Source organism: Pedobacter sp. MC2016-05 (assembly GCF_026239735.1).
Taxonomy (GTDB): Bacteria; Bacteroidota; Bacteroidia; order Sphingobacteriales; family Sphingobacteriaceae; genus Pedobacter.
Map to the genome: position 1 here is coordinate 1 of NZ_JAPIVT010000032.1, position 24,187 is coordinate 24,187.

General features: G+C 36.4%; 22 protein-coding genes. 13 read left to right on the forward strand and 9 right to left on the reverse strand.

The features are described 5' to 3' along the window. Positions 1–463: 463 nt before the first annotated feature. Positions 464–1,414, forward strand: coding sequence for a hypothetical protein (locus OQZ33_RS23330; protein WP_265801932.1), 951 nt, complete (start codon positions 464–466; stop codon positions 1,412–1,414). Between the two features lies 1 nt (position 1,415). Here the strand turns inward: OQZ33_RS23330 and OQZ33_RS23335 are convergent, their stop codons facing one another. From OQZ33_RS23335 to OQZ33_RS23350, 4 genes are all read right to left on the reverse strand, one after another. Next, a complete protein-coding gene (locus tag OQZ33_RS23335) occupies positions 1,416–2,036 on the reverse strand; it encodes a hypothetical protein (protein WP_265801933.1) in 621 nt (206 codons plus the stop codon). Next, positions 2,036–2,266, reverse strand: a complete 231-nt coding sequence (locus OQZ33_RS23340; RefSeq protein ID WP_265801934.1) for a DUF2188 domain-containing protein — start codon at positions 2,264–2,266, stop codon at positions 2,036–2,038. Before OQZ33_RS23340 ends, OQZ33_RS23335 begins: the two co-directional genes overlap by 1 nt. Before the next feature lie 656 nt (positions 2,267–2,922). Then, complete coding sequence (locus tag OQZ33_RS23345) at positions 2,923–3,888, reverse strand: S41 family peptidase (protein ID WP_265801935.1); 966 nt, start codon at positions 3,886–3,888, stop codon at positions 2,923–2,925. A gap of 980 nt (positions 3,889–4,868) precedes the next feature. Continuing rightward, a complete protein-coding gene (locus OQZ33_RS23350) occupies positions 4,869–5,756 on the reverse strand; it encodes a DUF2268 domain-containing putative Zn-dependent protease (protein WP_265801936.1) in 888 nt (295 codons plus the stop codon). A 427-nt stretch (positions 5,757–6,183) separates the two neighbouring features. On the opposite strand from OQZ33_RS23350, the gene OQZ33_RS23355 reads away from it, so the two are divergent. The 4 genes from OQZ33_RS23355 (at position 6,184) to OQZ33_RS23370 (ending at position 10,730) form a co-directional block, all read left to right on the forward strand. Further along, positions 6,184–7,110, forward strand: a complete 927-nt coding sequence (locus OQZ33_RS23355) for a helix-turn-helix domain-containing protein (RefSeq protein ID WP_265801937.1) — start codon at positions 6,184–6,186, stop codon at positions 7,108–7,110. A gap of 20 nt (positions 7,111–7,130) precedes the next feature. Further along, positions 7,131–8,318, forward strand: a complete 1,188-nt coding sequence (locus OQZ33_RS23360; protein WP_265801938.1) for an FAD-dependent monooxygenase — start codon at positions 7,131–7,133, stop codon at positions 8,316–8,318. A 603-nt stretch (positions 8,319–8,921) separates the two neighbouring features. Continuing rightward, positions 8,922–9,893: an aldo/keto reductase gene (locus tag OQZ33_RS23365; protein WP_265801940.1), complete on the forward strand. Its 972-nt coding sequence runs from the start codon at positions 8,922–8,924 to the stop codon at positions 9,891–9,893. Continuing rightward, on the forward strand, positions 9,894–10,730 hold the full coding sequence (locus OQZ33_RS23370; protein ID WP_265801941.1) for a helix-turn-helix domain-containing protein: 837 nt from the start codon (positions 9,894–9,896) through the stop codon (positions 10,728–10,730). It abuts the gene before it with no gap. Positions 10,731–11,129: 399 nt separating this feature from the next. On the opposite strand, the gene OQZ33_RS23375 is transcribed toward OQZ33_RS23370, so the two are convergent. Beyond that, entirely contained in the window at positions 11,130–12,188 is a 1,059-nt protein-coding gene (locus OQZ33_RS23375) for a S41 family peptidase (RefSeq protein WP_265801942.1), read from the reverse strand. Positions 12,189–12,783: 595 nt separating this feature from the next. Here OQZ33_RS23375 and OQZ33_RS23380 point away from each other — a divergent pair. The 5 genes from OQZ33_RS23380 to OQZ33_RS23400 all read left to right on the forward strand — a co-directional run bounded on the left by OQZ33_RS23380 (position 12,784) and on the right by OQZ33_RS23400 (position 17,844). Then, on the forward strand, positions 12,784–13,341 hold the full coding sequence (locus OQZ33_RS23380; protein ID WP_265801943.1) for a Panacea domain-containing protein: 558 nt from the start codon (positions 12,784–12,786) through the stop codon (positions 13,339–13,341). Next, positions 13,342–13,797, forward strand: a complete 456-nt coding sequence (locus tag OQZ33_RS23385; protein ID WP_265801945.1) for a hypothetical protein — start codon at positions 13,342–13,344, stop codon at positions 13,795–13,797. 708 nt (positions 13,798–14,505) lie between these two features. Beyond that, on the forward strand, positions 14,506–16,257 hold the full coding sequence (locus OQZ33_RS23390; protein ID WP_265801947.1) for a glycoside hydrolase family 15 protein: 1,752 nt from the start codon (positions 14,506–14,508) through the stop codon (positions 16,255–16,257). A gap of 8 nt (positions 16,258–16,265) precedes the next feature. After that, complete coding sequence (locus OQZ33_RS23395) at positions 16,266–17,075, forward strand: SDR family NAD(P)-dependent oxidoreductase (protein ID WP_231425398.1); 810 nt, start codon at positions 16,266–16,268, stop codon at positions 17,073–17,075. Position 17,076: 1 nt separating this feature from the next. Next, positions 17,077–17,844 carry an alpha/beta fold hydrolase gene (locus OQZ33_RS23400; RefSeq protein WP_265801948.1) on the forward strand — a complete coding sequence of 256 codons (768 nt, stop codon included), beginning with the start codon at positions 17,077–17,079 and terminating at the stop codon, positions 17,842–17,844. A gap of 144 nt (positions 17,845–17,988) precedes the next feature. Here OQZ33_RS23400 and OQZ33_RS23405 read toward each other — a convergent pair whose 3' ends face one another. Both OQZ33_RS23405 and OQZ33_RS23410 read right to left on the reverse strand, forming a co-directional pair. Further along, entirely contained in the window at positions 17,989–18,885 is an 897-nt protein-coding gene (locus tag OQZ33_RS23405; RefSeq protein WP_231425400.1) for an SDR family oxidoreductase, read from the reverse strand. A gap of 362 nt (positions 18,886–19,247) precedes the next feature. Further along, on the reverse strand, positions 19,248–20,081 hold the full coding sequence (locus OQZ33_RS23410) for an alpha/beta fold hydrolase (protein ID WP_265801949.1): 834 nt from the start codon (positions 20,079–20,081) through the stop codon (positions 19,248–19,250). Between the two features lie 421 nt (positions 20,082–20,502). Between OQZ33_RS23410 and OQZ33_RS23415 the strand changes: the two genes are divergently transcribed. From OQZ33_RS23415 to OQZ33_RS23425, 3 genes are read left to right on the forward strand one after another with little or no spacing between them, the layout of a single operon-like run. Continuing rightward, positions 20,503–20,778: a type II toxin-antitoxin system Phd/YefM family antitoxin gene (locus tag OQZ33_RS23415; RefSeq protein ID WP_265801950.1), complete on the forward strand. Its 276-nt coding sequence runs from the start codon at positions 20,503–20,505 to the stop codon at positions 20,776–20,778. A 3-nt stretch (positions 20,779–20,781) separates the two neighbouring features. Then, positions 20,782–21,060 (forward strand): Txe/YoeB family addiction module toxin, encoded by a 279-nt coding sequence (locus OQZ33_RS23420; RefSeq protein WP_265801952.1) that lies wholly within the window; start codon positions 20,782–20,784, stop codon positions 21,058–21,060. A gap of 44 nt (positions 21,061–21,104) precedes the next feature. Further along, positions 21,105–21,461 (forward strand): hypothetical protein, encoded by a 357-nt coding sequence (locus OQZ33_RS23425; protein ID WP_265801953.1) that lies wholly within the window; start codon positions 21,105–21,107, stop codon positions 21,459–21,461. 155 nt (positions 21,462–21,616) lie between these two features. Here OQZ33_RS23425 and OQZ33_RS23430 read toward each other — a convergent pair whose 3' ends face one another. After that, positions 21,617–22,216: a hypothetical protein gene (locus tag OQZ33_RS23430; RefSeq protein WP_265801955.1), complete on the reverse strand. Its 600-nt coding sequence runs from the start codon at positions 22,214–22,216 to the stop codon at positions 21,617–21,619. Between the two features lie 223 nt (positions 22,217–22,439). Then, positions 22,440–23,915, reverse strand: a complete 1,476-nt coding sequence (locus OQZ33_RS23435; RefSeq protein ID WP_265801956.1) for a hypothetical protein — start codon at positions 23,913–23,915, stop codon at positions 22,440–22,442. Positions 23,916–24,187 lie beyond the last annotated feature (272 nt).

Here is a 24,187-nt window from a genome sequence, read left to right on the forward strand (position 1 = left end):
TACCCTAAAAAATTCGGTAATGTGTCCGATTACTTTTGACTTAAAAGGCGGCACATGCCTAAAAAATTCTCCAGCCTTTTATTAGCTTGTCTCAAAAAACGAAAGTATTTCATCCCCTACTATATATCTTTCTTTCAGCTGAAAGTTTAATTGCACCAATTACAACAAATAGAAGATTGTCTCTGGAGACGAAACACATTCATACTTTGAAAAATAACTTAAATAGCCTAATTTGGATAAAAACCTATGGATTTAAGTAAACATTGGATAGATTTCAATTGTCCTGCATGTAGTTATACGGGTGAAGTAACCTTGAGGGAGGTAAAACTAGGGAGTACAATCTTTTGCCATAATTGTAAAGCGACCATTAAATTAATAGACAATAATGCTTCAGTAGAAACTAGTTTGAATAAAGTTGAAAGAGCTATGGGCGACTAAAAGAAACGCTTAAAAAATTTAAATAATGTATCAAAGTCATAATCTCAGATCAAATCTGCAAGAGTGGAAAAACAGAATGTCTCGTGCCTCAATATCTCAATTTGGCGGGCAGGTTAAGTATTTCCTTTCGAAAATAGAGAGTGAAAAATTAATTATGGGAATAGTACAAGAAGTTTGTCTTAAATATCCATATACTGAAGATACACTTAAAAAAACAGATGAAAGCTTGGAAAATGGAGATGACTTAAGCTTTGAAAATGATGAACATCATGCAGCTTTTGGATATCAATTTTTAAAGTACTTAATAAGAGATGCTGGCTATGAAGATTTAAATAAGTTGACAATGTTTATGGGTCGTGACATACATGATTGTCAAGAAAACTTGATTGAACAGCTTATTACACCATTATTATATTATTTACATGATCAACTAGATACGTCAAATTCTATTATTTATTTATTGGAAAAATATAAAATGCGAACTGAATGGTTTATGAAAAAAAAGCTTTCTGAACAATATAGCATTGCGAGAGCTAATTATGAACAGATTTTTGAAGATCATTTGAGGCTTTATTTGTTCGACCAAGGAATAGATTATCCATTTTCAACGCCAAAAAGCATGTCTGGTAGGGCTGATATTGTTGGTCAAATTGACACAGATAATCCTATAGTGATTGAAATAAAAATATTTGATAGGATAAGGGGTTATGGCAAGAATCGTATCAAAGAGAGTTTTTCCCAGATTGTTAAATATACAGGCGATTTTAACAAAGACTTTGGCTATCTAATTATATTCAATATGGATAAAGCGGAATTAGACTTTAAGTTTCCAAATTCTAGAAATGTTTTTCCTCCAACGCTGAATTATAATAATAAACAGTTTTTTTTTGTTGTAATAAATTGTTTAGAAATGGTTTCAGCAAGTAAGCTTGGCAAAGTTGAAACTATAGAAATAAATGAAGCTGACATTATATAAGCTAAATTCTTTCCCTGATTTCCTTTATATATTCTGGAATGCTTATTCTGTTGATGTAGTTTATAGCTATTTTTTCGCTACCAAACTGTGCAACTTTTTCTTCGAAAAGACTTGCATTAAAGTCAGCAAAATCATAATAAGTCTTCAATGGAGGATCTTGTCCATTGAGTTTTAAGGTTTCACTTGACCAGCTGTAAAGGCAATCGAAAACAGCTTCTGTATCATTTGAATGAACTTTTATATCAAAACCATTAATATCAGATAATGCCTTTTGATAATCGTACTTTATAGCTTCGAGAATTAGGAACCGTTTGGTATCTAATGGTTCAACTCCACTATTTCTGAGGCCATAATCTATTCCGAGTTCAAAAGGCATGTTCATCCTTGCAAATTCAGCTGCTGCTGTTGATTTCACTATAGATAAATCATGAATGCTATACTTACATTCTTTAATGATATTAATAATCTTTTCTAATCTTATCTGGCCTGAATCTGAAACTTCCAGTGACAATCTAGGGCTTAACCCGTTCTTAATAAGTGAGTATATCATCGGCTTGAGCAGATCATTGATATAATCAAGGTCAAAAGGACAGTTAATAAAAACGTTTGTCTCAAACACCATTAATTTTTATCTCTTGGTGGGTTAGGATCATTACCATAAGAATTTTTATCCTGAATCATTCCATTTTTTTTATGGATATACAGTTCCGTTTTTTCATTTTTACTCAATTCTTTTCCGTAGCTAATAGCACTTTCTTTGTTATCGAATGTCTTTGAAGCTCTAGAGGATCCCGATTTCTTTACCGCCCACCCTGATGATGATGGCACGACGTGATTTGATTTCTTTGCCATTTAATTATTTCTATGAGTATAAATTTACAAAATTACGCTTACTTTTCTAAAGTTTCTTTTCGCTGATTTTAATTGAGAATAATTTGAATGGACAATATACCTTTATAAACATCGATGTATGAAGTAATACCTTGTTTACTGGACAAACCAATCCATTTGACCCCTTCTCGCCAATTTACTAACATAAGGGGAAACAACCATTTACAATAAATTTAATTCCGGTAAGACGGGGTCAATCTACTCTGGTTTATCCACTATAATCATTCTCGCGAAAAAAAACTTCAAACGAGGCTAAGGACGTGTCAAGAAATGTAATGTCTGGTTGCAATTCTTCAAGAAGAATTGATAATTTTTTGTGTTTAGAATATCTTTTCCATGTATCATAATCAAAAAAAATTCCTTTAGGAATTTGTTTAACCTTCTGCATTAACGTTTTTTTTCTAAAATTTGATTTTATTAACTGGAAATCCACCTTCAGATAATTGAATCCTGCCTCAATAATTATGTTACTGTACTCAACAGATGCTAAATAAAATACATTATAACCTAAATCTTTTAAATAGTAAGAAAGGGTGAATGAAGAAATTACATGACTATGGACTTGATGTGGTATAATCATCATCTTTTTCATAACATAATAGTACGTAAAGTGGGAACTAAGGATTAAACCATTTAAGAAGCTGATTATTCAATTCAAAAACAGAGCATGAAGGAATGTCTGGGTAAATCCCAGTAGGATAAGTTTTACCGTTAACATCTGACAGGTAACCTGTTGTCAAAATTAATTCATCTCCGCCCTCTAAATGTATTATTTCGTTTGAAGTTGCAAAGCCATGGGTTTTTAAGCCAAAGAATTTTACATTTTTCAAGGATTTGAAGGCGAGTGCAGTCGCTTCCCCGGCACTTTTGGTTCTATGATTTATTAGAACTGCTATTTTAGGATTGGAATTTAAGATTCTATATTTTACACTCTCCACTTCAAGTCGTTTATTTTGAGAACTATTATCTAATAAAATTTCATTCTTATCGAAGTGCCAAATTGATCTTTGATCATTTTTTTCAAAGTATCCAAGAATGCCAGACGAAAAAAATGGTGATGTTGCGACCAACATAGGCCACATATCTCCTCCAGAATTGTACCGAAGATCGATTATCCACCCCTTGATACCGACCCGATCTTGATTCTTGATTGACTCGAGAATTTGATTTATATAATCACTATTAGATTGGCTGTCTTCTACATCATTTTTTGAAGTTAAATAATGGCTTCCAATTTTCAAATATCCGACACCCTTTAGCAGCTTAAGTTTTATTGCTCCAAATAAATAACAAGTATCTACCGGCCTTATATTAGCATATCTCCCTTGAATTATTTCTCTTCCTCTTGCTACGTATGTGTGACGGTTACCATTCAAAGTAAGAGCAGTTACAATCGCGGAATCCCTAGCAATCAAATAATCATCATGTACTTTTTTCTCAAAAACAGCCCAATCTATTTTGTCTTTATTTATTGACTTTGTCTTGAATATCTGAACTAGTTCCTCATCAAAAGTTTTCTTCTTTCTGTTACATGATGTAAATAACATAAGAAATGTAACAGCATTTATCAAAATTCCTTTCATTGATTTGTAACATTATTTGTTATCGAATCCTAAACTAATAAAAAAAAATTTTTGACGCATATTCACTTAAATTATTTCAATCATTATATAATATAACGATATATCATCTATTATTTCACATATTATAAAAATGGCAATATTAGAATTTGGCTACCAAACTTACCTATTATATACTTTTCAAATTTTTGGAGAGTATAGGCCATTAAATAAGATATTTTAGGCGATAACCGGCATTTTATAAACCCAAAGCGTATTGAAAGTGCAAGAGGAAGCAAGCACTGAAGCAAAAGATGTGCATAAAGGCAGAAACGTTAAATTAAACTATAACCTGTCTCAAAAATCAATTTGCCAAGGCAACAAGTTGCAATGGCAAATTGATTTTATTATAATATCGAAGAAACTGATTTATCAAGTGGCAAAGGCTAACTATTTAATTTTCTCACTATGATGATTGTGTTCAACAATTAAACCAACATAAACTATGCGTTAGCTAACACTTATTTGAGCACTCAAATTAAAAAGAATAAAAATCACAACAAGCTATTTATGCTCAAATCAACAGAAACTTTCATTCGCAAAACAAAATAGCATCTTCGTTATTGATAATCGATTTGGTTAACTCTATTTTTGCACCTCAATAGATATCTAAATGTTTACAAATTAAAATCAAAATATTAACTAATAGCAGCCAAAAAAATAAAGCCATTATGAAGTTGTTTTTTCTTATATTGAATTCACTGTTGTTTATCATATCAATTATAATAATATGTACTGAAAAAAATTATTATGTTTTTTTCCTATTAGGTGCTACACTCCTTAATTTTTGGTACTATTACCATCAATATAAAAAAGTCGAAAAAAGAGGCTTTTAGTTCTATAGATAAAAAAAGGAAGCGTTTAGATTTTATCTATGAGAATATAATAAATATTTGTCTCAAAAAACGAACAATTGGTTTAACCAAAAATTGCACACACTTTTTTTATCTAAACTTTAACGCATATCCGCTTTCATCTAGGAACTTTCTAAAGTCTACTATGTGAAGGATATCTGAAATAGCTTTTTTCTTATCTGATGCCTTGTTGTAATAGGATTCCGTAATTTTATATCCAATCCAATAACCTAGATCAGGGGGATAACCATTTTTAGGTTTATAGTTATACATCCAATCATGGCTATCCTGCCTATCATCCATGATTTCCTTGAACTCCAACCATAATTTAGCTTCATTAGCATTGCCATAACTATGTGTCTGTTTATTTGGCCCTCCACCGGAAATAAGTTCTCCTATGAAATCAGCACTACCTTCATTAATACAAGCAGCCAGTAGATCTAGGCTTTTCTTGGGAACACTATCCTGTTGATAGTGGATGAGTTCATGGGCAACCATATAGGGAACTGCTGCTGATTGAATCATTTCGGCTCCTATAATTAAGCCTTTTGGATTAGAGTGTCCTCCAGAATTAAATCTACCAACCACAAAATATACATTGGGATAGACTGCTTTAGGATAAAGATATTTTAACGCCATGAATGCTGCCCGGCATTGCTTCTCATTGTCCAACATTCTTAGGCTGTTCAGCCTGGCTTTCTCATAGTCATTCTTCCGTTCGCGAACTGTAGTGAGCAGAGACGCAGCATTTTCTATTCTGCCTTTTGTAAATGCTTGCACACCAGCGGAACCCTGTTTTAAATAGATATGTTCAAAAGGGTTAATCTGTGGCTCTGCATCAATCTTATCAAATGCTTCCCAAAAGTTAGTTATATCCCTTGTTACAAATGATGCCCTAAGCGGATCAGAAACAGGCTGCGCAGAGGAAAAATTGAAAAGAGTTATAGTGGTAAAAATTGTTAATAGAGCATTTTTCATATTAATCGAGTAAATCAAAGATAAGGTGACATAAACCTAAAATAGGTATTCAATAATCAATAAACAAAAAGCTATTTAAATATAGCCATACCATCATTAAACAGCGGATTTTTTATATGCCAAGAATTGTTAATGAATTTTTGTCTCACAAAACGAAGGAATTCATCTCCTACTACCTTATATTTTTTTTTCAGCTGTACATTCCATCGCAACAATTACCGCAAAGAGAAAAATCGTTTTTCAAAACGAAGATATTTAATCCCCTATAATCATTTTCTGTTAGCTGACTATTACTCTAACTGCGTCATAAAATCTATTATTCTTCCCATCCCTTAACTTTTATCAGGTTTATAATACGCCATTAATCCACCTTTTACAGTATTTTGTCGGACAAAAGGAGCTTATTAATGCATTACCTTTGATATAAATGGAATCGAAAGTGATAGTTAGTAAAGAAATACATCTATTTGAATTTGCCAAAAGCTATTCTGGATTAGTTATTACACCAATGCTACCTTCTTTCGTCCCAATCGAAGATACTGCAACAGCATTTGATCCACACCGTCATGATTCCTATGGACTATTCTTATTAAAATCTGGTGAAATGACTATGTTAGTGGAAGAAGATGAGGTTATTATGCGAAATTCTTCATTATTGCTAGTCCAGCCTGGTCAAGTGCATCAATGTATACGTTCGGTCAATATTGATGGCTGGGTAATGTTTTTCGATGGAAAAAACTTAGACACTAAAGCACGTTCCATCAATGAGCAGAGCGTTGTAGAAATCCTATTATTTGAGTTAAATCCTGATGAGTTGCTGATAACCGAGCAACTACTGCAATCCATCTTTCAAGCATTTGAAAATAAGACTCCAGGACCAATGCAAACTCAGATCATGCATTCTCTTACCAACGCACTGTTTTACCACGCTACAAACCTTAATCTATTAAGGAAATCAACCACACAAAATTATGCTTCCAGACCAGCGCAAATCGTTCATGAATTTAAAGCGCTGACTAAGTCCAACTTCAGAAGTTTAAAGAAGCCAAGAGATTATGCAACTCTGATGCATATTTCAGTAAGTCATTTAAATGATACCATTAAAGCAAATACAGGTTATTCATCGACACATTTTATTAAACAGGAGGTAATCGGTGAGGCACAGAGACAATTAAGGTATAGTTCAAAATTAATCAAAGAGATTGCCAGTGATTTAGGCTTCAGTGATCATAAATACTTTATCCGACTATTTTCACAAGCTGTCGGTCAATCACCAGCAGTATTCCGGAATACCATAACAACTTCACAAGTACAAATACAAAATAGTTTTCTCTCTAAAGCGCCTTCAACGTAAAATTTACATACTCACCATATATGAAAAAAACAATTCTGGTTACCGGCGCAAGCATCGCTGGACCAACTCTAGCCTATTGGCTTAATCAATATGGCTTTACAGTAACTATTGTAGAGCGAGCACCTGAACTCAGGTTAGGTGGTCAAAATATTGACGTTAAAGGGCCTGCAAAGATTATTGCCGAAAGAATGGGGATAGAAAAGATTATTCGTGAAAAAAATACTACAGAGACTGGATTAAGATGGGTGAACACTAAAAATGAAACACAGGCAGAATTTCCTAAAGAAAGCGCTTTAAGCATGACTCAGGAATTAGAGATCCTTAGGGGAGATCTTGTTAAAATTCTATATGATCATACTAAACGCGATGTAGAATATCGTTTTAATGAATATATTACAAAGTTGAATCAAAGTGAAACCTGTGTCAATGTTACATTTTCTAATGGGAAGACTGAAAGTTTTAATTTGTTAATTGCTGCTGAAGGAATTGGTTCTTATACCAGAAAACTTTCGTTTCCCAAGGAACCTAACTTTAAGTATTTAGGATTGTATACTGCCTATATTACAATTAAAAAGGCGATTACAGACAGCAGTTGGGCACGTTGGTGTAATGCTAAAAATGGAATTGTCTTTCTAATACGTCCGGATAACTACGGCACTACCAGAGCTTCGATTACTTTTACAGCAAAAGAAGAAGAATATAAAAACCTGTCATTTGAAGAACAAAAATCTGCACTAATTGAAAGAATCCAGGGCAGTGGCTGGGAGACAGAACGTCTTATAGAAGAAATAAAGGAAACAAAAGATCTTTACTTCGATAGGATAAGCCAGGTGAAAGCAGCAAAGTGGAGCGAAGGGAGGGTTGCTATTGTAGGAGATGCAGCTTATTGCGCCACACCAATTGCAGGAAAAGGTACAGATCTTGCTATGTCTGGGGCTTACATATTAGCAGGAGAACTATCTGTCGCCAATACATATCAGGAAGCATTTAAGGCCTATGAAGAAAAGATGCGACCATACGTTGAAAAATGCCAACAACTACCACCCGGGATACCAGGATTAGTTTATCCTAAATCAAAAATAGGAGTTGGTATTCTAAATGGGCTTGTTTCCCTTATTGGCAGTAAACCAGGGCAAAAATTTATAGGGCTTTTTGCTGGTAAACAGAAAGAGGCTCCGCAAGAGATCGATCTACCTACTTATAGATGATAAATCTCTGGTACATTTATGACATTCACTGATATAGATTAAGATTATAAAGAAAAGGGGCCATGATCTGTGATCTTAGTCCATCTTATCTAAATTAACGCTCTCACCTACTATAGCGTTTAAACATTTGATTAGTATTCACGATACAAAATACTTCAGTAGTTTTATTACCTATTTAACGTTTCCACCAATAACGTGAATGTCTCACAAAATGAACAGAAAAGGATAATTAATACGCATAGAAAAATCTGAGATGTAGCTTTTCAAGTTAAACAATTAAACTCTATTTATCTTCACATTGATAAATTGGTGTGAAATTGTATCTTCTTGCTGAGATTATGTATATACTAATGATTGATTATCTCATCATCACAAGTCTGGCGAAGTGGTTTCAAATCGATTTTTCCTATAACATCCTCAATCTCTTTTAGAGAGTTTAGAAATGATACGTCTTATGCACAATTTTCTCATATGACTGGAAGCTTGACGTATATTAAATTGATAAAATTTTCATACCGATAGCATCGAAGTATGAGCCATATAAGCAAAATAATTGAGCTGTGTAGGCAATTTTATTTTCCTCCTGTGCCTGATATTTGTGTTATGAAAAACATCAATCAAATTCAATTAGGCCAAAATGGTCCTTTCGTATCTAGTCTTGGGCTGGGTTGCATGCGAATGTCTTCAATCTGGGGAGGAGCTACTCCAGATGAGAAGGAAAGCATTGCCACTATTACTGAGGCGTTGGATCTTGGCATCAACTTCTTAAATACCGGCGATTTTTATGGCGCTGGCCACAACGAAATGCTCATCGGAAAAGCGATAAAAGGGAGAAGAGATGATGCTTTTATTAGTGTCAAGTTCGGAGCGATTTTCCATAACGGTCAATGGCTAGGCCTTGAGCTCAAGCCAAATTCAATTAAAAACTTTATCAATTACTCACTTACCAGACTTGGCATCGAAACCATTGACCTCTATCAACCTAGCCGGATGGATGATAGCGTGCCGGTAGAGGATATTATCGGAACGGTGGCTGAACTGGTTAAAGAGGGAAAAGTCCGTCACATTGGCGTATCCGAAATAACCGCCGAGCAGCTGCATAAAGCCAACGATGTTCATCCGATAAGTGCACTGGAAATCGGCTATTCATTAGCGGATAGGAAAATAGAAAATGAATTGCTCCCAGCAGCCAGAGATTTAGGGGTCCCAGTTGTCGCTTTTGCAAACACTTCGGAAGGTTTATTGAGCGGGGGATTAAGCGCACCACTTAGTGATAAGGATTACCGTCAACATTTCTCCAGATTTCAAGAAGGGAACCTTATAAATAATCTTCAAAAAATTGAAATATTGAAAGATTTGGCGTCTGCGAAGGGATTTACCCCCACACAACTAGCGATCGCCTGGGTAAGACAGCAGGACCAACATATCATGCCCTTAGTGAGTATGAGTAAACGATCTCGCCTGGCTGAAAATATCGCAGCAATGGAAATCGAGTTCAGTGAAGAAGAAATGAACACATTAAATACTACTTTTGCAATAGGCGCCATTAAGGGGGGTACATATTTAGCGCGATAAATGGAAAGTCCAGCAGAAATTCTTCCGGGTGTAATTTTTTACTCATATCTCTCTACGCAAAGGAGACAGAAAGCATGTTTCTGGAATCACCATACCTTGATACTGCAGGTTTCCGGTGTATTCACACTGGAAACATCTGCACAAAGCATTTCCATGGGGGCGGGGGAAATGCTACTGATTGGCAAAAACCAATTGGGCACCCTCACCAAGACACCGGGCGAGAACGGAAGCTATGAGACCATTGTAATATCACTTCAAGAAGAATTAATGCGCAAGATTGCATTGGAAGAAAAGATTAAATCCCAGGGCAAATACATCGGAAGGCCAAACCTGCTGATTCCCTTTAATGAATTTTTGCAGGGCTATTTTCAATCCATCGTTCCTTATGCAAGAAGTTCAGGGGCCTCCATGACCGACGAGATGGGGATTTTAAAAGTAAAAGAAGGCATCAAATTATTGTTGCTGGCGCTTCCTGCATTACAGAATTTTTTGTTTGATTACGCAGAACCTCACAAAATTGATCTGGAAAAGTTCATGCTTAATAATTTTCATTTTAATGTCCCAATAGAAAAATTCGCTCAGCTAACCGGCAGGAGCCTAGCGGGATTTAAAAGGGATTTTCAAAAAGCTTTTGATCTTCCACCTCGACAATGGCTGCTATCCAAACGATTAGATGCAGCAAAATTTTTGATTGAAAATAAGCATCAAAAACCTACAGCTATCTATTTGGATTTGGGTTTTGAAAGCCTTTCGCATTTTTCTCATTCTTTTAAAAAGAAGTTTGGGTTAATGCCAAGTCAACTCAATAAGTATTTTGATCGCTCCAAAGAAGAGTAAATCAGTAACGTAAAAAGTTAATCATGCTTTCATTCCATCTGGGAAGTAAGAGCCTACTTTTCTCAGTAAAAAGAAAATTAAAAAACACCTAATTACCCAAGAAATAATACTTATCAGGCTTAAAACCTAGTATGGGACAGTCCAGGCCATTAGAAATAATAACCACAAAAGTCTCAAAAAAGGAAAGTATTCCTCCCCTACGTATATCTTTCTTTCAGCTGTAAGTTTACGTTCACCAAATATGGCAAAGAGAAAAATTGTATCACAAAACGAAGTATTACCAATGCTTATGACCCAAGTCGTAGAAACAATAAGCATGATAAATAAATCAGAACGATTTATTTCTTTTGCAAAGAAAAGGATTAAAAAATTAACATGTATAATAAGTCTAGCGTGTAACTATTGTTTGTTTAATACATCTCGGATAAGGTCTATTCCATTTGCGATTTTCGGATCAAACACCACATCAGGCTTAATACCAATATTATCGATTGGATGCTCTGGAAGCCTTTTTGATCGTCCGATCGGTATCACTAAATTGAGATTCTTACAGGGAATATCAAAAAATTGTGTATTATTATAATCCAGCATTCCGGCGGAATTCTCTCCAAAGACAGTTACCTTTTTACTCTGCATTGCCATCAACAAAAAGGACTCTGCAGAACTTGCAGTATTTCTGTCAATTAGTATACCGATTCTTGAAGGGTACTCATAGATACTATCAAGCTTGATCTCGAAAAAATCTTTACCTGAAGGATTAACAAAAGTACCTGGATGACTTTTCATAAGTAATATCACATGGTTCAAAAAATCTTTTGCAGAAGAAGAAATACCTTCCTCGCTGAGGTTGGACTCCAAAATCCGGATATTTTCTTGTGTTGAAAGATATTCATCTGGTTTAACTTTCATGGGGATACTATAAATCAAAGGCATTAATACATTAAACGCATAATCTGTTCCTCCGCCGTTTCCTCTCATATCCAAGATCAGATTACTTCTTTGATCAAAATCCTTCATATGAACATGAAGAATACTATCAATTATCTTCTTCTCACTCCATTCAAAAGAAGGCAATCTCAGCAAAACTGTAGTACTGTCTAAAATTTTTATTGAAGTCGCCGTCCCCAACTTTTGGGATTCGTTGGCTATCGTAGTAGATTTGACAAATAACTTATTTAATCGTTTCGCTACATCAGGGTTATTCTTTCTGAATTTCCAGTCAAGTTGAACCCGAAGATGATGATCGCGGAAATAATCAACCCAATTTCTCAGATTAACATAACAGGAATCAAAGCTTGAGGTGAATTTTGATTTATTGCGTATTTTTTTAGTGAATCTTATAAATTCTACCATGTTTTTGCTTTTAACTTTATCACCAAAACCGGAATAATTTTTTGTAACGCTTTCCACAACATAATCGAAATTAACCAAACAATCACAATTTTGAGCTATTGACACGATAGGGATTATTAGGAACAGTATTAATGTGAAAAATCTCATTTGAATTTAATATATATAAACAGCAGTTTTTATAACTATTCAATTATACTAATATCCATATGCAATTTATTAAATATTATACCAACATCCAGGATTATTATCCCAACCAAATGGGCATAAGCTAATAGCATTCGGATGGATGATTGAAGAACAAATTGTTAATGTCACATGTGATCAAAATTTCCCAATTATAGTTAAACAAACTTATAACAAAAAGAAAAATTAACGCGACGAACTAGATCATGTTGGCTCAAAGATTAGATAAATTTAGATACACCTTTGATTTCATAAATCACTTACATTTCCTCAACCAAGCTGATGTAAGTCTTTTGTTTGTCTAATTTTGAATTTATTTTCAACAACAATTCAAAACATAAATTGTCTCAAAAAACGAAGATTTAGATTTAGTGTTACAGATATGGGCTACAATCAATTTAGGATGGAAATAACTAATCACGGAAGCTATTTTCGATTTAGCTTGCAATTTCTGAAAATCGAAAATTACAAACTAAAGAAATTAGCAATTATCATTTACTTTATTTAACTTTGTGCTATGCAAGGATTTAACATTGATAAGAATAAAACTTTGAATGCTGCTTTGTATGTCCTTAATAACCTCGGTGAAGCGGACTATCATAAAACTTTCAAAATCCTTTATTTTGCCGATCAAAATCACCTCAAACGATATGGTAGGCCAGTTACAGGCGATGCCTATCAAGCTATGAATTTTGGCCCTGTTCCGTCATTCCTATATGATATCTTTAAAGCAGCGGAGAGAGGTTCCCATCCTTTTGAAGAAGCCATGGTAATGTCGAGATCATTTGTAGTGCGTCGGGATAATAATGTGCCGATAGTAACAGCGAAACAACAAGCTGATGTCGATGAGCTTTCTGATTCCGAACTCGCAGAGCTTAATCTATCGATAGAAGAAAACAAAGGCTTAAATTTCGAGCAGCTTGTCGATAAGTCGCATGATGACGCCTGGATTGAAGCCTCTGAGAAACCTGATATTGAAATGTCATACTTGAAGATTGCCAAGGCAGTAGGCACTAGTGATGACATGATTTCATATATTCAGCTTAATGAGGAAAATGATCATAGCATTTATTAGATGTCAATAGCTGATCTTATACCTGAAGAATTACGAGAGGGTTTTGCTGAAAGAAACATTCAGATTGGTTCTGTTGTCAAAGTTTACGTCAGCGATACTAATCCACCTAAAGAAAAGCGGTTAATTTTGGTCGGAGCCTCTTGGGATAAATTACATTTTGCGAGCGTATTTATAAATAATGATATTAATCCTAACATTTTCACTAGTCAAGAGCTCATAAATCTCAACTATGAAATAAAAGCAGAGAATTGTGATTTTATCGACCACGATTCTTTTGCTGATTGTTCCAAACTGAAGGGTAGACCCGCTAGCTGGCTCCACAAAATCGTTACAGAAGACCCGTCCCGGGTTCTAGGGGCAGTATCTGAGGAGGACATGAATGAAATAAGAGAACGGATAAAATCCGCTCGAACAATAAGTAAAAGTGAAAAAAGAAACTTTGGGCTATCTTTATAATAAGATTCTGATAATGCGTATTTGCCGTTCCACATGTTTGATTTATTTATAATACAATCAGGTAATCCTTAAATTTGCCTTAGAAAACTCGGGCATCGGCTCCTATTCATTTTCTCTCAGCGGTAAATTCTTTAAGGTAGCAATACCAGGAAAGTGAAAACTATCTCAAATTCAAGACATCAATACTCTACTTTTTATTTTTTTGAGCTGTAAGTTTATATTCATCAATTACGGTAAAGAGAAAAAATGTCTCAAAAAACGAACATTTAGATTTAGTGTCAAATATCTAGACTAGCATAATTTAGGATAGAAATATGCTATCACAAAACTTAGTTTTAAAGATTCCAATCACATTTTAAATTTTAATGCATCAAATTCTTTAAATACTAGGAACAAAAGTCATAGTTAGAAGTAAATACATATAAGAGGGTGATTTTAGAAGACCTCTTCTAGATCATTACAACAAATAATAAAATTTTCGGCGATATCCATTTCCTCATGTATGAATCAATGGCTGTTGAGACTTAGAGATAAATGGTTTAGATAAACCGATATACTTAAGAACAAAGCTGTGATATCTCGTGTTGTCCATCACAATAAGATAATTATGAACAAGTTGCAGACTAATTTTATCGGCAGTATTCCACAGTATTTACGCCAAACCCAAATTATATCATTCCTAATCTCGGGGCAAACTTTAAAAAAATTATGAAGACGGAACAAGCCATGATCGAAGATCTGGCTATCATTAGCGATCGAAGGAGCTGCGCGCTTTTGGACAAAGCTGCTACCATTAACTGGTATTGCCCTGAGCGCTTTGATACTGAAGCCATTTTTTCTTCTCTCCTCGATGATGAAAGAGGGGGATACTGGTCAGTCAGCGCGAAGGATAAGGTATTCCTAACTCGCCAATTTGATGGCAGAAGTAGCGTATTATTTACTAGTTTTTCTATCGGCAAAAGTGGATTGACGATTACAGATTTCATGCCGTTAGAGGAAAATTTCAGGGGGATTTGTAGGCTTTTTACGAATGCACCATCAACTATTGAAAACAAGGTTAGCATAAGGTCCGATTATGGATTAATAGCCGAAGATTACACTATCATATCAACCAAAAGCGTTAAAATAGAGAAATCTGGGCTCTACTTTCATGGTTCGCATCCATTGACAATTGATAAAGGTATTATTCATTTTGAAATTCCTGCTGGAGAAAGTGGTTGGGCCTACCTCGGCAAGGCAAATCAAATTAGCAAAGATGAACTACGAAAACTTCTGCGTACTACACTTCAAAAATGGAAAGAGCTGGAAAAGCTGGTGGATTATCATGGTCCTTATGAGAACCAGGTGCGGTACTCGCTCAGAGCATTGCAGCAGATGGTTTATGAGCCTACCGGAGGGATTATAGCAGCTGCCACCACTTCCCTACCTGAAGTAATCTGCGGTGAGCGTAATTATGATTACCGTTATGTTTGGATGAGAGATGCGGCGCTAATAACCTCATCACTAACACAAATCATTACAACTGGGGAACTGGAAGAGAAATTTATCGCCTTTGTCTCCGGTGCAATGGAAAAAAATGGGGAGGACCACATATCATGCTTTTATGCTGTTGATCAAACGAAAGTTTCGCCCGAGATAAGAGAAATTCCACTAAATGGGTATTTGCAAAGTCGGCCTGTACAGATCGGTAATTCGGCTGCAGATCAATTCCAATTAGATGCTGAAGGCAATATCTTAATTGCTTGTAGCATCATTTATCAAAAAACCGGTAAAGTGATTTATTGGAATACAGTAGAGAAGATTGCCGACTATATCTGTAAAAACTGGGAACGAAAAGATAATGGGATCTGGGAGGAAGAACAGTTGCAGCATTATACTTCCAGCAAGGCATTTGCCGCCCGCGGCCTGGAACTTATTGCACCCTATCAAAAGGATCAGGCTGTGGCTGACAGATGGTTGAAAAATGCAGCAATGATACGTGAATTTATTTCGAAGAACTGTTTGACCACTTCCGGTGCATTTGCAGTTCATGCTGGCTCAGAGAATGTAGATCTTTCTGCTGCATTATATGTTCCCTTCGGGGTTTATGATGCGCACGATGACAACATGTTGGCTACTATTCAGCAACTCGAAAAAAATTACTGTGAAGAGCATCTTTACAGGAGACACTTGCTTGAGTTTGACTCAACCAAAGAAGGCGCCTTTTTAGCGGGAAGTTGCTGGATGGCCCATTATTACGCTATTGCGGGCGATCTTCAGCTGTGCAAAAAAATTCTCGACAAAGTGCTTGATTACAGTAACGACCTAGGCTATTTTTCCGAAGAGGCAGATCTGATGACGGGTCATTCACTTGGTAACTTTCCGCAAACATTCGTTCACTCCTCTTTTATTTGTGCGGTTAACGGTTACAAACAGGCATTAAAAGGAAATACAACTATTATCAAACCTATAAAACAATAATAATGAATATGAATTTAGACATTAAAAACAAAACAGCTGTTATTACTGGTGCAGATTCCGGCATCGGATTGGAAACTGCTATCATCTTAGCAAAAGCAGGAGTGAAGACGGTATTGGCGGATCTTGAAGAAGACAGCCTAAAAAAAGCATCTGAAAAACTGCTATCAGCCGTGCCTGAAGCGGAAGTTACCTGGCTTACGGTAGACCTCACTGATAATCAAAGTGTATTAAATCTAGCAAAACAGGTTAAAGAAAAGTACGGTCCCGCACATATTTTGATAAACAGTGCAGGTGCGCGTGGAGCCGCCGGAGACTTCCTAACTTTAACTGATGAAGATTGGCAGCAAACAATTGACGTGGATTTGATGGGGGCCGTAAGATTATGCAGGGCATTTATTCCTCATTTACAAGAAAACAATTGGGGACGGGTCGTATTGGTTTCGTCTGAAAACGCATACCAGCCCTATGAGGAAGAATCCCCGTATAATGCCTGCAAGGCAGGTATCATCAACCTGTCTAAATGTCTGTCAAGGTCATATTCTAAAGAAGGACTTCTGTTCAACTGTGTCTCACCGGCCTTTATAGAAACCCCGATGACCGACGCAATGATGGAGGATCTTGCTAAAGAAAGGGGTACAGATAAGGAAGAGGCAATAAAATGGTTTTTGAAGAACAAACGTCCAAATCTTGCTGTTGGAAGAAGGGGAAAACCGGTAGAAGTAGCTAATGTTATCGCATTTCTATCATCCGGACTTTCAAGTTTCGTAAATGGCAGCAACTACCGCATTGATGGCGGCGCTGTAGAAAACGCATTCTAAGATGAATGGTCCGGAAAATACGGTTAATGGGAATACAAGGATGCAACCTGCTCTGGTATTCCTCCACTATTTTGGCGGCTCGGCCAAAAGCTGGGAGTTTGTAATTTCACGGCTCGAAAGCTATTATTCATGTATCGCGATTGATCTGCCGGGTTTTGGAAACACTGAGATGCTTGCTAAATCTTCGCTTAAGGGTTACGCAGATTTTGTTCGGCGAGAGTTAATGGCTAAAGGCATAACTTCCTATATTCTGATAGGCCATTCTATGGGTGGTAAGATTGCTTTGCAGTGCGCTGTAAATGACTACGAAAATGAGCAGGTACAGGGTTTGATTCTGATTGCGCCGTCACCACCCAGCTTTGAAGATATTCCAGAAAGTGAAAAGGCAAAAATGCGCCAGATTCCGGATTTGAAAGAATCGAGAGCAAAAGTTGACGCAGACACTATCACCAAATTAGTGCATCAAAGGTTAGATATAGCCATTCAAACCCCTTTGCAGGTTGCCTCGGATGCCAGGAAATGGTGGATTGATGAAGGAACACGTGAATCTATCGCAGATAAAACAAGGCAATTAAAAGTTCCTGTAACTCTTATAGCTTCAAAAGATGATCCTGCAATTAATTGGGCGATGACACAAGAACAAACTATACCGAATTTATCTCCCGAAATACAAATGGTAACTATTGATGGTATTGGTCATTTGATGCCTCTGGAAAATCCCGACCTTATTGCGTCGATGATATCAGACACACTAAATAAAAATAAGTAATTTACACCTATTTACTCGCGACCTATATACCCAAGTAAAGGTATGTATGAAACAGTCACTAATCGAAACTAAATCAAAACCCGGTGCAAGGAATGTTAAACATACCTTGCACCGGGTTTACTTATTATGTTATAGTCTGCTAATTTAAGGGTGACCGTTCCCGCCAGCAGATCCATATATCTGTCCGGTAGCATAACTGGCAGCACTATCCGCTAGCTGAACGTAAATTGATGCCAACTCAGCCGGCTGTCCAGGACGCCCAAGTGGGGTAACCTCTCCAAATTTGACAATCGCATCCTGAGGCTGTCCACCACTGGTTTGGAGAGGCGTCCATACTGGACCTGGTGCCACACCATTTACCCTGATTCCTTTTGGCCCGAGCTGCTTTGCTAATGATTTAACAAAGGCAACATTTGCAGCTTTTGTTTGTGCATAATCAAAAAGGTTTTCTGAAGGGTCGTAGGCCTGCACAGAACTGGTAGCAATGATAACCGAACCTTCCGAAAGGAACGCAAGTGCAGCCTTGGTAATCCAGAATGGTGCATAGATATTCGTTTTCATTGTGGTATCAAATTGAGCACTGCTTATCTCCTCAAGCGATTCTATCGCCTGTTGATGCCCGGCATTATTCACCAGGATGTCTATACCTCCCAATTTCTCTGCTGCTTGGGCAACTAAAGTCTTACAGAATTCTTCTGAGGTAATATCTCCAGCAATGCCATATCCTTTTCTTCCGGCTGCAGCGATAAGCCTAAGCACTTCGTCTGCATCAGATTGTTCTTGCGGTAAGTAGTTAATTACTACATCTGCACCTTCCCTTGCATATGCAATCGCAGTAGCGCGTCCGATTCCGGAATCACCGCCGGTAATCAGGGCTTTTCTACCTTGCAGTCTTCCTGAACCTTTATATGATTCCTCACCGTGATCAGGGATTGGATCCATTTTTGAAGCGAGTCCCGGGACTTCCTGCGGTTGTTTTACGAACGGTGGGCGGGGATATTTTGTTAGTGGATTTTCAATTTTTCTTTGATTTTCTGACATCTTGATGTTTTTAAATTATTAAAGTAATTACTTGATCTACTATGTTAAGCGAATTTTAATATTTGCCTCTACAGTATCAATAAGGCTCAATGTCTTTTGTTTAAATAAATGAAATACATTTACAAATGATGTTTATATAAACTTAATTTTGGAAAGTTTAGTTCCCATTTATTATTCGATAACCAGATGTAATTGATACCTTTTTATTTATTTGAACTAAAAAAAACCGTTTCTACAAATTTTTTATTATCGAAAAGGGTATCTAACTTTCCTAGTTAGTCAACTTGTTATTAGATTATGATAACGAAATATACGTCTACTGAAAAGCCCATTTTCTAGACTGAAAATGGGCAGAATATGAATTATCGGCCAATAAAGTTGATTAAATCCGCATTAAGCTGATCTTTTGAAGTAATGAAAAGTCCATGCGGCTCCCCTTCATATATGATATATTCAGCGCCGGGGATCATAGCTGCTGCTTGTTCTCCCGTTGCCTTGATTGGAACAGTCTGATCGTCATCCCCATGAATCACCAATGTAGGAACACTAATAGCCGAAATATCTCCTCTTAAATCAGTCGAGGAAAACGAGGTGGCGCAGGCAAGGGTTGACTTTAACGTTGCTTGCATAGCCAAAACAAGGTCATTGGTCAAAATCTGGTCACTAACCGGTTTATTTAGCAAGCTAACTCCATAAAATTGTTTTCCAAAATCGCCAAGAAAGCCAGCTCTGTCTGCCTGGATGCTACTCGCAATTTCATCGATTTTATCCTGCGGTACTCCCTCGGGATTATCATCAGTTTGCAACATGAAAGGTGCTATCGAACTGATCAAAACGGCCTTAGAAACCCCTGCACCACCATGCCTGCTAAAATATTTTACAACTTCTCCTCCTCCCATCGAAAAACCTACAAGTATTGCATTTTCAAGCTGTAACTCCTCGATTATAGCTTTGAGGTCATCTGCCAGGGTATCATAATCGTATCCTGTCAGGGGTTTATCTGATTTCCCAAAACCTCTTCGGTCATAAGCAATGCATCGGTAACCGGCATCTGTAAGTGCAGCAATCTGATAGTCCCACATCTGATGATCGAGTGGCCACCCGTGAATAAGGACAACTGGTGTTCCAGAGCCCAAGTCTTGATAATGAAGATTAACTTCTGTGCCATCCTGGCTGGTAGTTTTTATAAATTTCATAGTGTTTTGAATAAAGTTCTTATTAAGAAATCAACACAAACAGTAAGAAGATGTTCGTAATTCTTTGAAAATTGACACTTCCAAATGGTTTAATTAGATTAATGTAAAAGAATTTTGATTGTCCAGTAAATAATTTTAGCGATTCATTAATAATAGCCTTAGTTGATTGCTGATTTGGTTTTAGTTTCGAATCGGCATAGTTTTACATGGTCATAGGTTTTAGCATTTTGGATTGTAAAAGTAAAGTAGATATCTGGTCAAACTGCAACATTACCTGTGTTAAATATTTTACAAAGTGTTACATTAAATTTAGAAACAGGATTCTGTCTCAAAAAACGAAACATAAATATAAAAAGTAGTAAATCTAATTTGGTTAAATGTACATTATAACGTACATTTGAACGTACAAATAATTATAAATATGAAAGCAGTAACCATTTCCTCGTTAAGAACAAATATGAAAGCTTATTTTGATGAAGTAAGTAAAACAGAAGATTTTTTGATTGTTGCAAGGAACAATAATGAGGATGATGCCATTGTGGTAATCTCTATTAAGGAGTATAATGCTCTTACAGAGACTTCGCATCTAATGTCAACCGAAACAAACCGCAATCGATTAGAAAGCGCTATTAAAAATCTAAAAAAGGGTAATTTGAAGCCTTTTTCAATGAACGAGGATAGTTTAGCGAAAGCTTAAATTATGAATATAGTATTTACGCCCGAAGCTTGGGAAGATTTTGAGTATTGGATGGATAACGATCAAGAGTCCGAAAAAAAAATAAGAGAATTATTGAGAGAAATAAAAAGAACACCATTTTATGGATTGGGAAAACCCGAGCCTTTGAAACATAGCCTAAAGGGTTTTTGGTCCAGGAGAATTCTGGGTGAGCATCGATTAGTTTATCAAGTATCGGGAACTAAGGGTAAAGATCAGCAATGTGCTATTATCCAATGTAGATTCCATTATGACGATAAATAACTAATGTCTCAATAAACGAAACTTATAACAACAAAAAAAATAACATGAATAAACCAGCTTTTGAAGTTACTTTAAATGGACAAAAGATCGCGACCGCTCAGATCGAATCTGATTTTGGCGTTGTAACAACAATTGTTACCTGGGTTAGGCGAGACGACAATAGCGAATCATTAAATTTAAGTATTAGTGGACGTGACTCGGTAGCGGGGAAAAACATAAAGTGGGCTGCCCATCACCTCAAAATTGGGGATAAATTACTAGTTTCAGTTATTGATGAGATGACTACACAAACTGATGAAGGAGTAATCGAAATTTTTGATACCACCACTGTTTTAGACCACAAATTGATGACCTATTATAAATTAAAAGAAGAACTAAAAGAATATTTAACTGAACTTTAGATCAGAGAAAAGTTGTCTCAAAAAACGAAAGTATTCCTACCCTACTGTATATCTTTCTTTCAGCTGTAAGGTTAATCGCACCATTTACGGCAAAGAGAAAATTATCTCATAACAGGAAAGTTAGTAAGCATTATCATTTTCTGTTTTGTTAAAAATTAAAACCTATATTTTAGACCTATGCTTGCAAAACCTTTATAGCCATAGCCCAGCTCTACAAATCCGGCCAAACTTTTTCCCACACTTAGGCCAAGTGGGTTAATCTGGTATGCAAAAGCGTATTGATTATTCGATTGGCTTTTACCATCAAAAGTTTCCTTGGTGTTATCTGCTATTACGCCCACCGAAGCCGAACCATAGAAGTTAATCAACTTTGTTTTTACATAGCTGTATTCGCCAGTACCGAAAACCATTGCATAATTGCTTACTCTTTTACCTTGTTTTGTGCTTCCAGATTCTGATAACAATTTTGTATTTCTCAAATAAGCCAAATCACCACCTACTGCAAATCTTTCGTTTACATTAAAACGATAACCTGCATTGAAAACACCTATTGTTGTGCCATTGCTTTCTTTAACCTGCGCATCAGTTGCGGCATTAATTATCGCGGCGCCCAAGGCTTCGCCCAAACCTTTTGATAAAACTAAGGGCGTACCATCACTGTAGGCGATATTGATTTCGTGCTTCTTAAAATTTTGTGCTTTTACTGCACCTAGAAAACCAAGTGCAAAAATTACTGTTAAAATTGAATTTTTCATTTTTGTGTTTTTTAAATTTTATAATGCCCGGCAAATCTGGAGTTCACTGCTAATACGCCGAAAAATGAGATACCTCTACATTACTGCAAGAAGAAAAAAATGTATTACTAGACGAAAGCATTCATCCCTTACTATATATCTTTAAGCTGTAAGTTTAAATGCAAAAATTACGGCAAAGAGAAAAATTGCGTCTCAAAATAAGCATTTTACTATGGTCATTAATTTATTGAATAGCATTAACCAAAAGTTTATTGCCCTCACCATGGGATACAAAAATTAGTTTTCCATCAGGAGTTCTTTTCATTGATTGACCATGATAAAGCAGAGAAATCCCACTTTCTTCAATCGTGGAAGTGATGTTCCCATCAAGATCAGTCATTCTGAATGCAGTTTTTACCGGTATGTTTCCATTAAATGTGTTCCAGCAGACCAAAATTTCCTTTTTATCTGCAGATAAGCCAAGCTGCATACCTGGACCGGCCCCAATGATTGATTGTGGGGGATAGTCTGATAACCAAACTTCCTTTTTAACTCGCGCATTACTTGTACCGGCCCCACTGATTATTGCAAGTTTAACGTTTAGGGCACCCTGATAATCTGCTGGTGATTTAACTCCGGTCGCATATACAGTGGCGATATCTCCATTGGGAAGCTCAAGGAAGTCGCCGGTTTTTGAATAAGTCTGGTTACCAGTTCCGGGTATGGCGTCCAAATAGGGAAGCTGTCCGTCCATCCTTCCTGACTTCGCATTCCAAGCTGTAAACATCAAGGATCTTTTAGGCAAGGCATCGAGATGGGACAGGGTGTAAAAATCAGCGCTGCCAGTGGTAGTCGGCATTAACCTCATATCAAAAATATGGGAGTAATTCCATTCATGTCCGACCAGATATTTTTTACCGCCAGTTATTTTAGTTATCAGTTCACCTGTAGAGGCTTTCATCATAGCAAAAAAACCGCCCTGATGGCCCGCTTCCATGCGATGGCCCATGTAAACTGCTAACAGATCTTTGTCCCTATTGTAGCCTATCACCGGTGTAGATGCCTGGCCAGGAAGGTACTTCGGGCCGCCAAAATTCTCATAGGTTATTGAAGGATCTTTCCATACCGGTGTGGTGTAGCGGATAGCACCGTTGTTTCCGTTGAAATTTGTGTAATAGGCCTCAGTAACAGTTTTACCACCTTCAATAGAAACAGCACCCTGGCTGGTCTGTTCTGCCACAGATGAATGACCGACAACAAATTGGTCATTACCAAGGCTTTTGAAACCCAAGAACCGGGAATCCCTTTTTTTTAATAATGTAGGAATTACAAGCTGCCGGACAATGTTTTTCCCGGAAAGAGAAACCCTGCATAAATATTTACTATCCTGCCTGAACATGCCGTCCCATTTTTCAGCTGAACTGATCCAGAACACGTCTATCGTATTATCATCATTTAGGGCAAAATCCATATATACAGGCCCGGAATAATTTCCGGTCGCACTGCTATTGTAAACAGAAGAATATTGCGCTATTGTGATGGGTGCAGATGGAACTTCTACCTCAAACGTGGAAAAGGACTTTAAAATACCTCTTTCACTTTTATCATTATGTGAGCTGTTATGTTCCCATGATGATGGTTGCGTATCCTCTGAAACATTTTTTTTTGAACAGGAGACAACAATTATTGATAACAGTACAGCTAATAGCTTAAGTTTCATAGAATCCAAGATTTATTCAGTTTTATAAATTACAAACTGAAATAATAAAATTTTATTACATGACAGTAATATTTCGACCACATGGTCAGATGTTGAAAAGAATTGGCTAGCGGATTTTTGCTAATTCCAAGATTTTATAGTCAAAAGTCCATAAAGCAATTCTCTTGACCCCTTATCGCAAATTCTCAAAAATGCAAATAAGCAAAACATTATATCAAATTTATTTCCGTTGAGATGGGGTCAGTTTACACTGGTTTATCCAATTTACTATT

Excerpts from the sequence above, each read along its gene's own strand:
- OQZ33_RS23365 (WP_265801940.1), top strand. The coding sequence starts at position 8,922 with ATGAAAAACATCAATCAAATTCAATTAGGCCAAAATGGTCCTTTCGTA.
- OQZ33_RS23390 (WP_265801947.1), top strand. The coding sequence starts at position 14,506 with ATGAAGACGGAACAAGCCATGATCGAAGATCTGGCTATCATTAGCGAT.
- OQZ33_RS23350 (WP_265801936.1), bottom strand. The coding sequence starts at position 5,756 with ATGAAAAATGCTCTATTAACAATTTTTACCACTATAACTCTTTTCAAT.
- OQZ33_RS23380 (WP_265801943.1), top strand. The coding sequence starts at position 12,784 with ATGCAAGGATTTAACATTGATAAGAATAAAACTTTGAATGCTGCTTTG.
- OQZ33_RS23415 (WP_265801950.1), top strand. The coding sequence starts at position 20,503 with ATGAAAGCAGTAACCATTTCCTCGTTAAGAACAAATATGAAAGCTTAT.
- OQZ33_RS23405 (WP_231425400.1), bottom strand. The coding sequence starts at position 18,885 with ATGTCAGAAAATCAAAGAAAAATTGAAAATCCACTAACAAAATATCCC.
- OQZ33_RS23430 (WP_265801955.1), bottom strand. The coding sequence starts at position 22,216 with ATGAAAAATTCAATTTTAACAGTAATTTTTGCACTTGGTTTTCTAGGT.
- OQZ33_RS23360 (WP_265801938.1), top strand. The coding sequence starts at position 7,131 with ATGAAAAAAACAATTCTGGTTACCGGCGCAAGCATCGCTGGACCAACT.
- OQZ33_RS23340 (WP_265801934.1), bottom strand. The coding sequence starts at position 2,266 with ATGGCAAAGAAATCAAATCACGTCGTGCCATCATCATCAGGGTGGGCG.
- OQZ33_RS23335 (WP_265801933.1), bottom strand. The coding sequence starts at position 2,036 with ATGGTGTTTGAGACAAACGTTTTTATTAACTGTCCTTTTGACCTTGAT.
- OQZ33_RS23385 (WP_265801945.1), top strand. The coding sequence starts at position 13,342 with ATGTCAATAGCTGATCTTATACCTGAAGAATTACGAGAGGGTTTTGCT.
- OQZ33_RS23425 (WP_265801953.1), top strand. The coding sequence starts at position 21,105 with ATGAATAAACCAGCTTTTGAAGTTACTTTAAATGGACAAAAGATCGCG.
- OQZ33_RS23355 (WP_265801937.1), top strand. The coding sequence starts at position 6,184 with ATGGAATCGAAAGTGATAGTTAGTAAAGAAATACATCTATTTGAATTT.
- OQZ33_RS23400 (WP_265801948.1), top strand. The coding sequence starts at position 17,077 with ATGAATGGTCCGGAAAATACGGTTAATGGGAATACAAGGATGCAACCT.
- OQZ33_RS23395 (WP_231425398.1), top strand. The coding sequence starts at position 16,266 with ATGAATTTAGACATTAAAAACAAAACAGCTGTTATTACTGGTGCAGAT.
- OQZ33_RS23410 (WP_265801949.1), bottom strand. The coding sequence starts at position 20,081 with ATGAAATTTATAAAAACTACCAGCCAGGATGGCACAGAAGTTAATCTT.
- OQZ33_RS23435 (WP_265801956.1), bottom strand. The coding sequence starts at position 23,915 with ATGAAACTTAAGCTATTAGCTGTACTGTTATCAATAATTGTTGTCTCC.
- OQZ33_RS23330 (WP_265801932.1), top strand. The coding sequence starts at position 464 with ATGTATCAAAGTCATAATCTCAGATCAAATCTGCAAGAGTGGAAAAAC.
- OQZ33_RS23370 (WP_265801941.1), top strand. The coding sequence starts at position 9,894 with ATGGAAAGTCCAGCAGAAATTCTTCCGGGTGTAATTTTTTACTCATAT.
- OQZ33_RS23420 (WP_265801952.1), top strand. The coding sequence starts at position 20,782 with ATGAATATAGTATTTACGCCCGAAGCTTGGGAAGATTTTGAGTATTGG.
- OQZ33_RS23345 (WP_265801935.1), bottom strand. The coding sequence starts at position 3,888 with ATGAAAGGAATTTTGATAAATGCTGTTACATTTCTTATGTTATTTACA.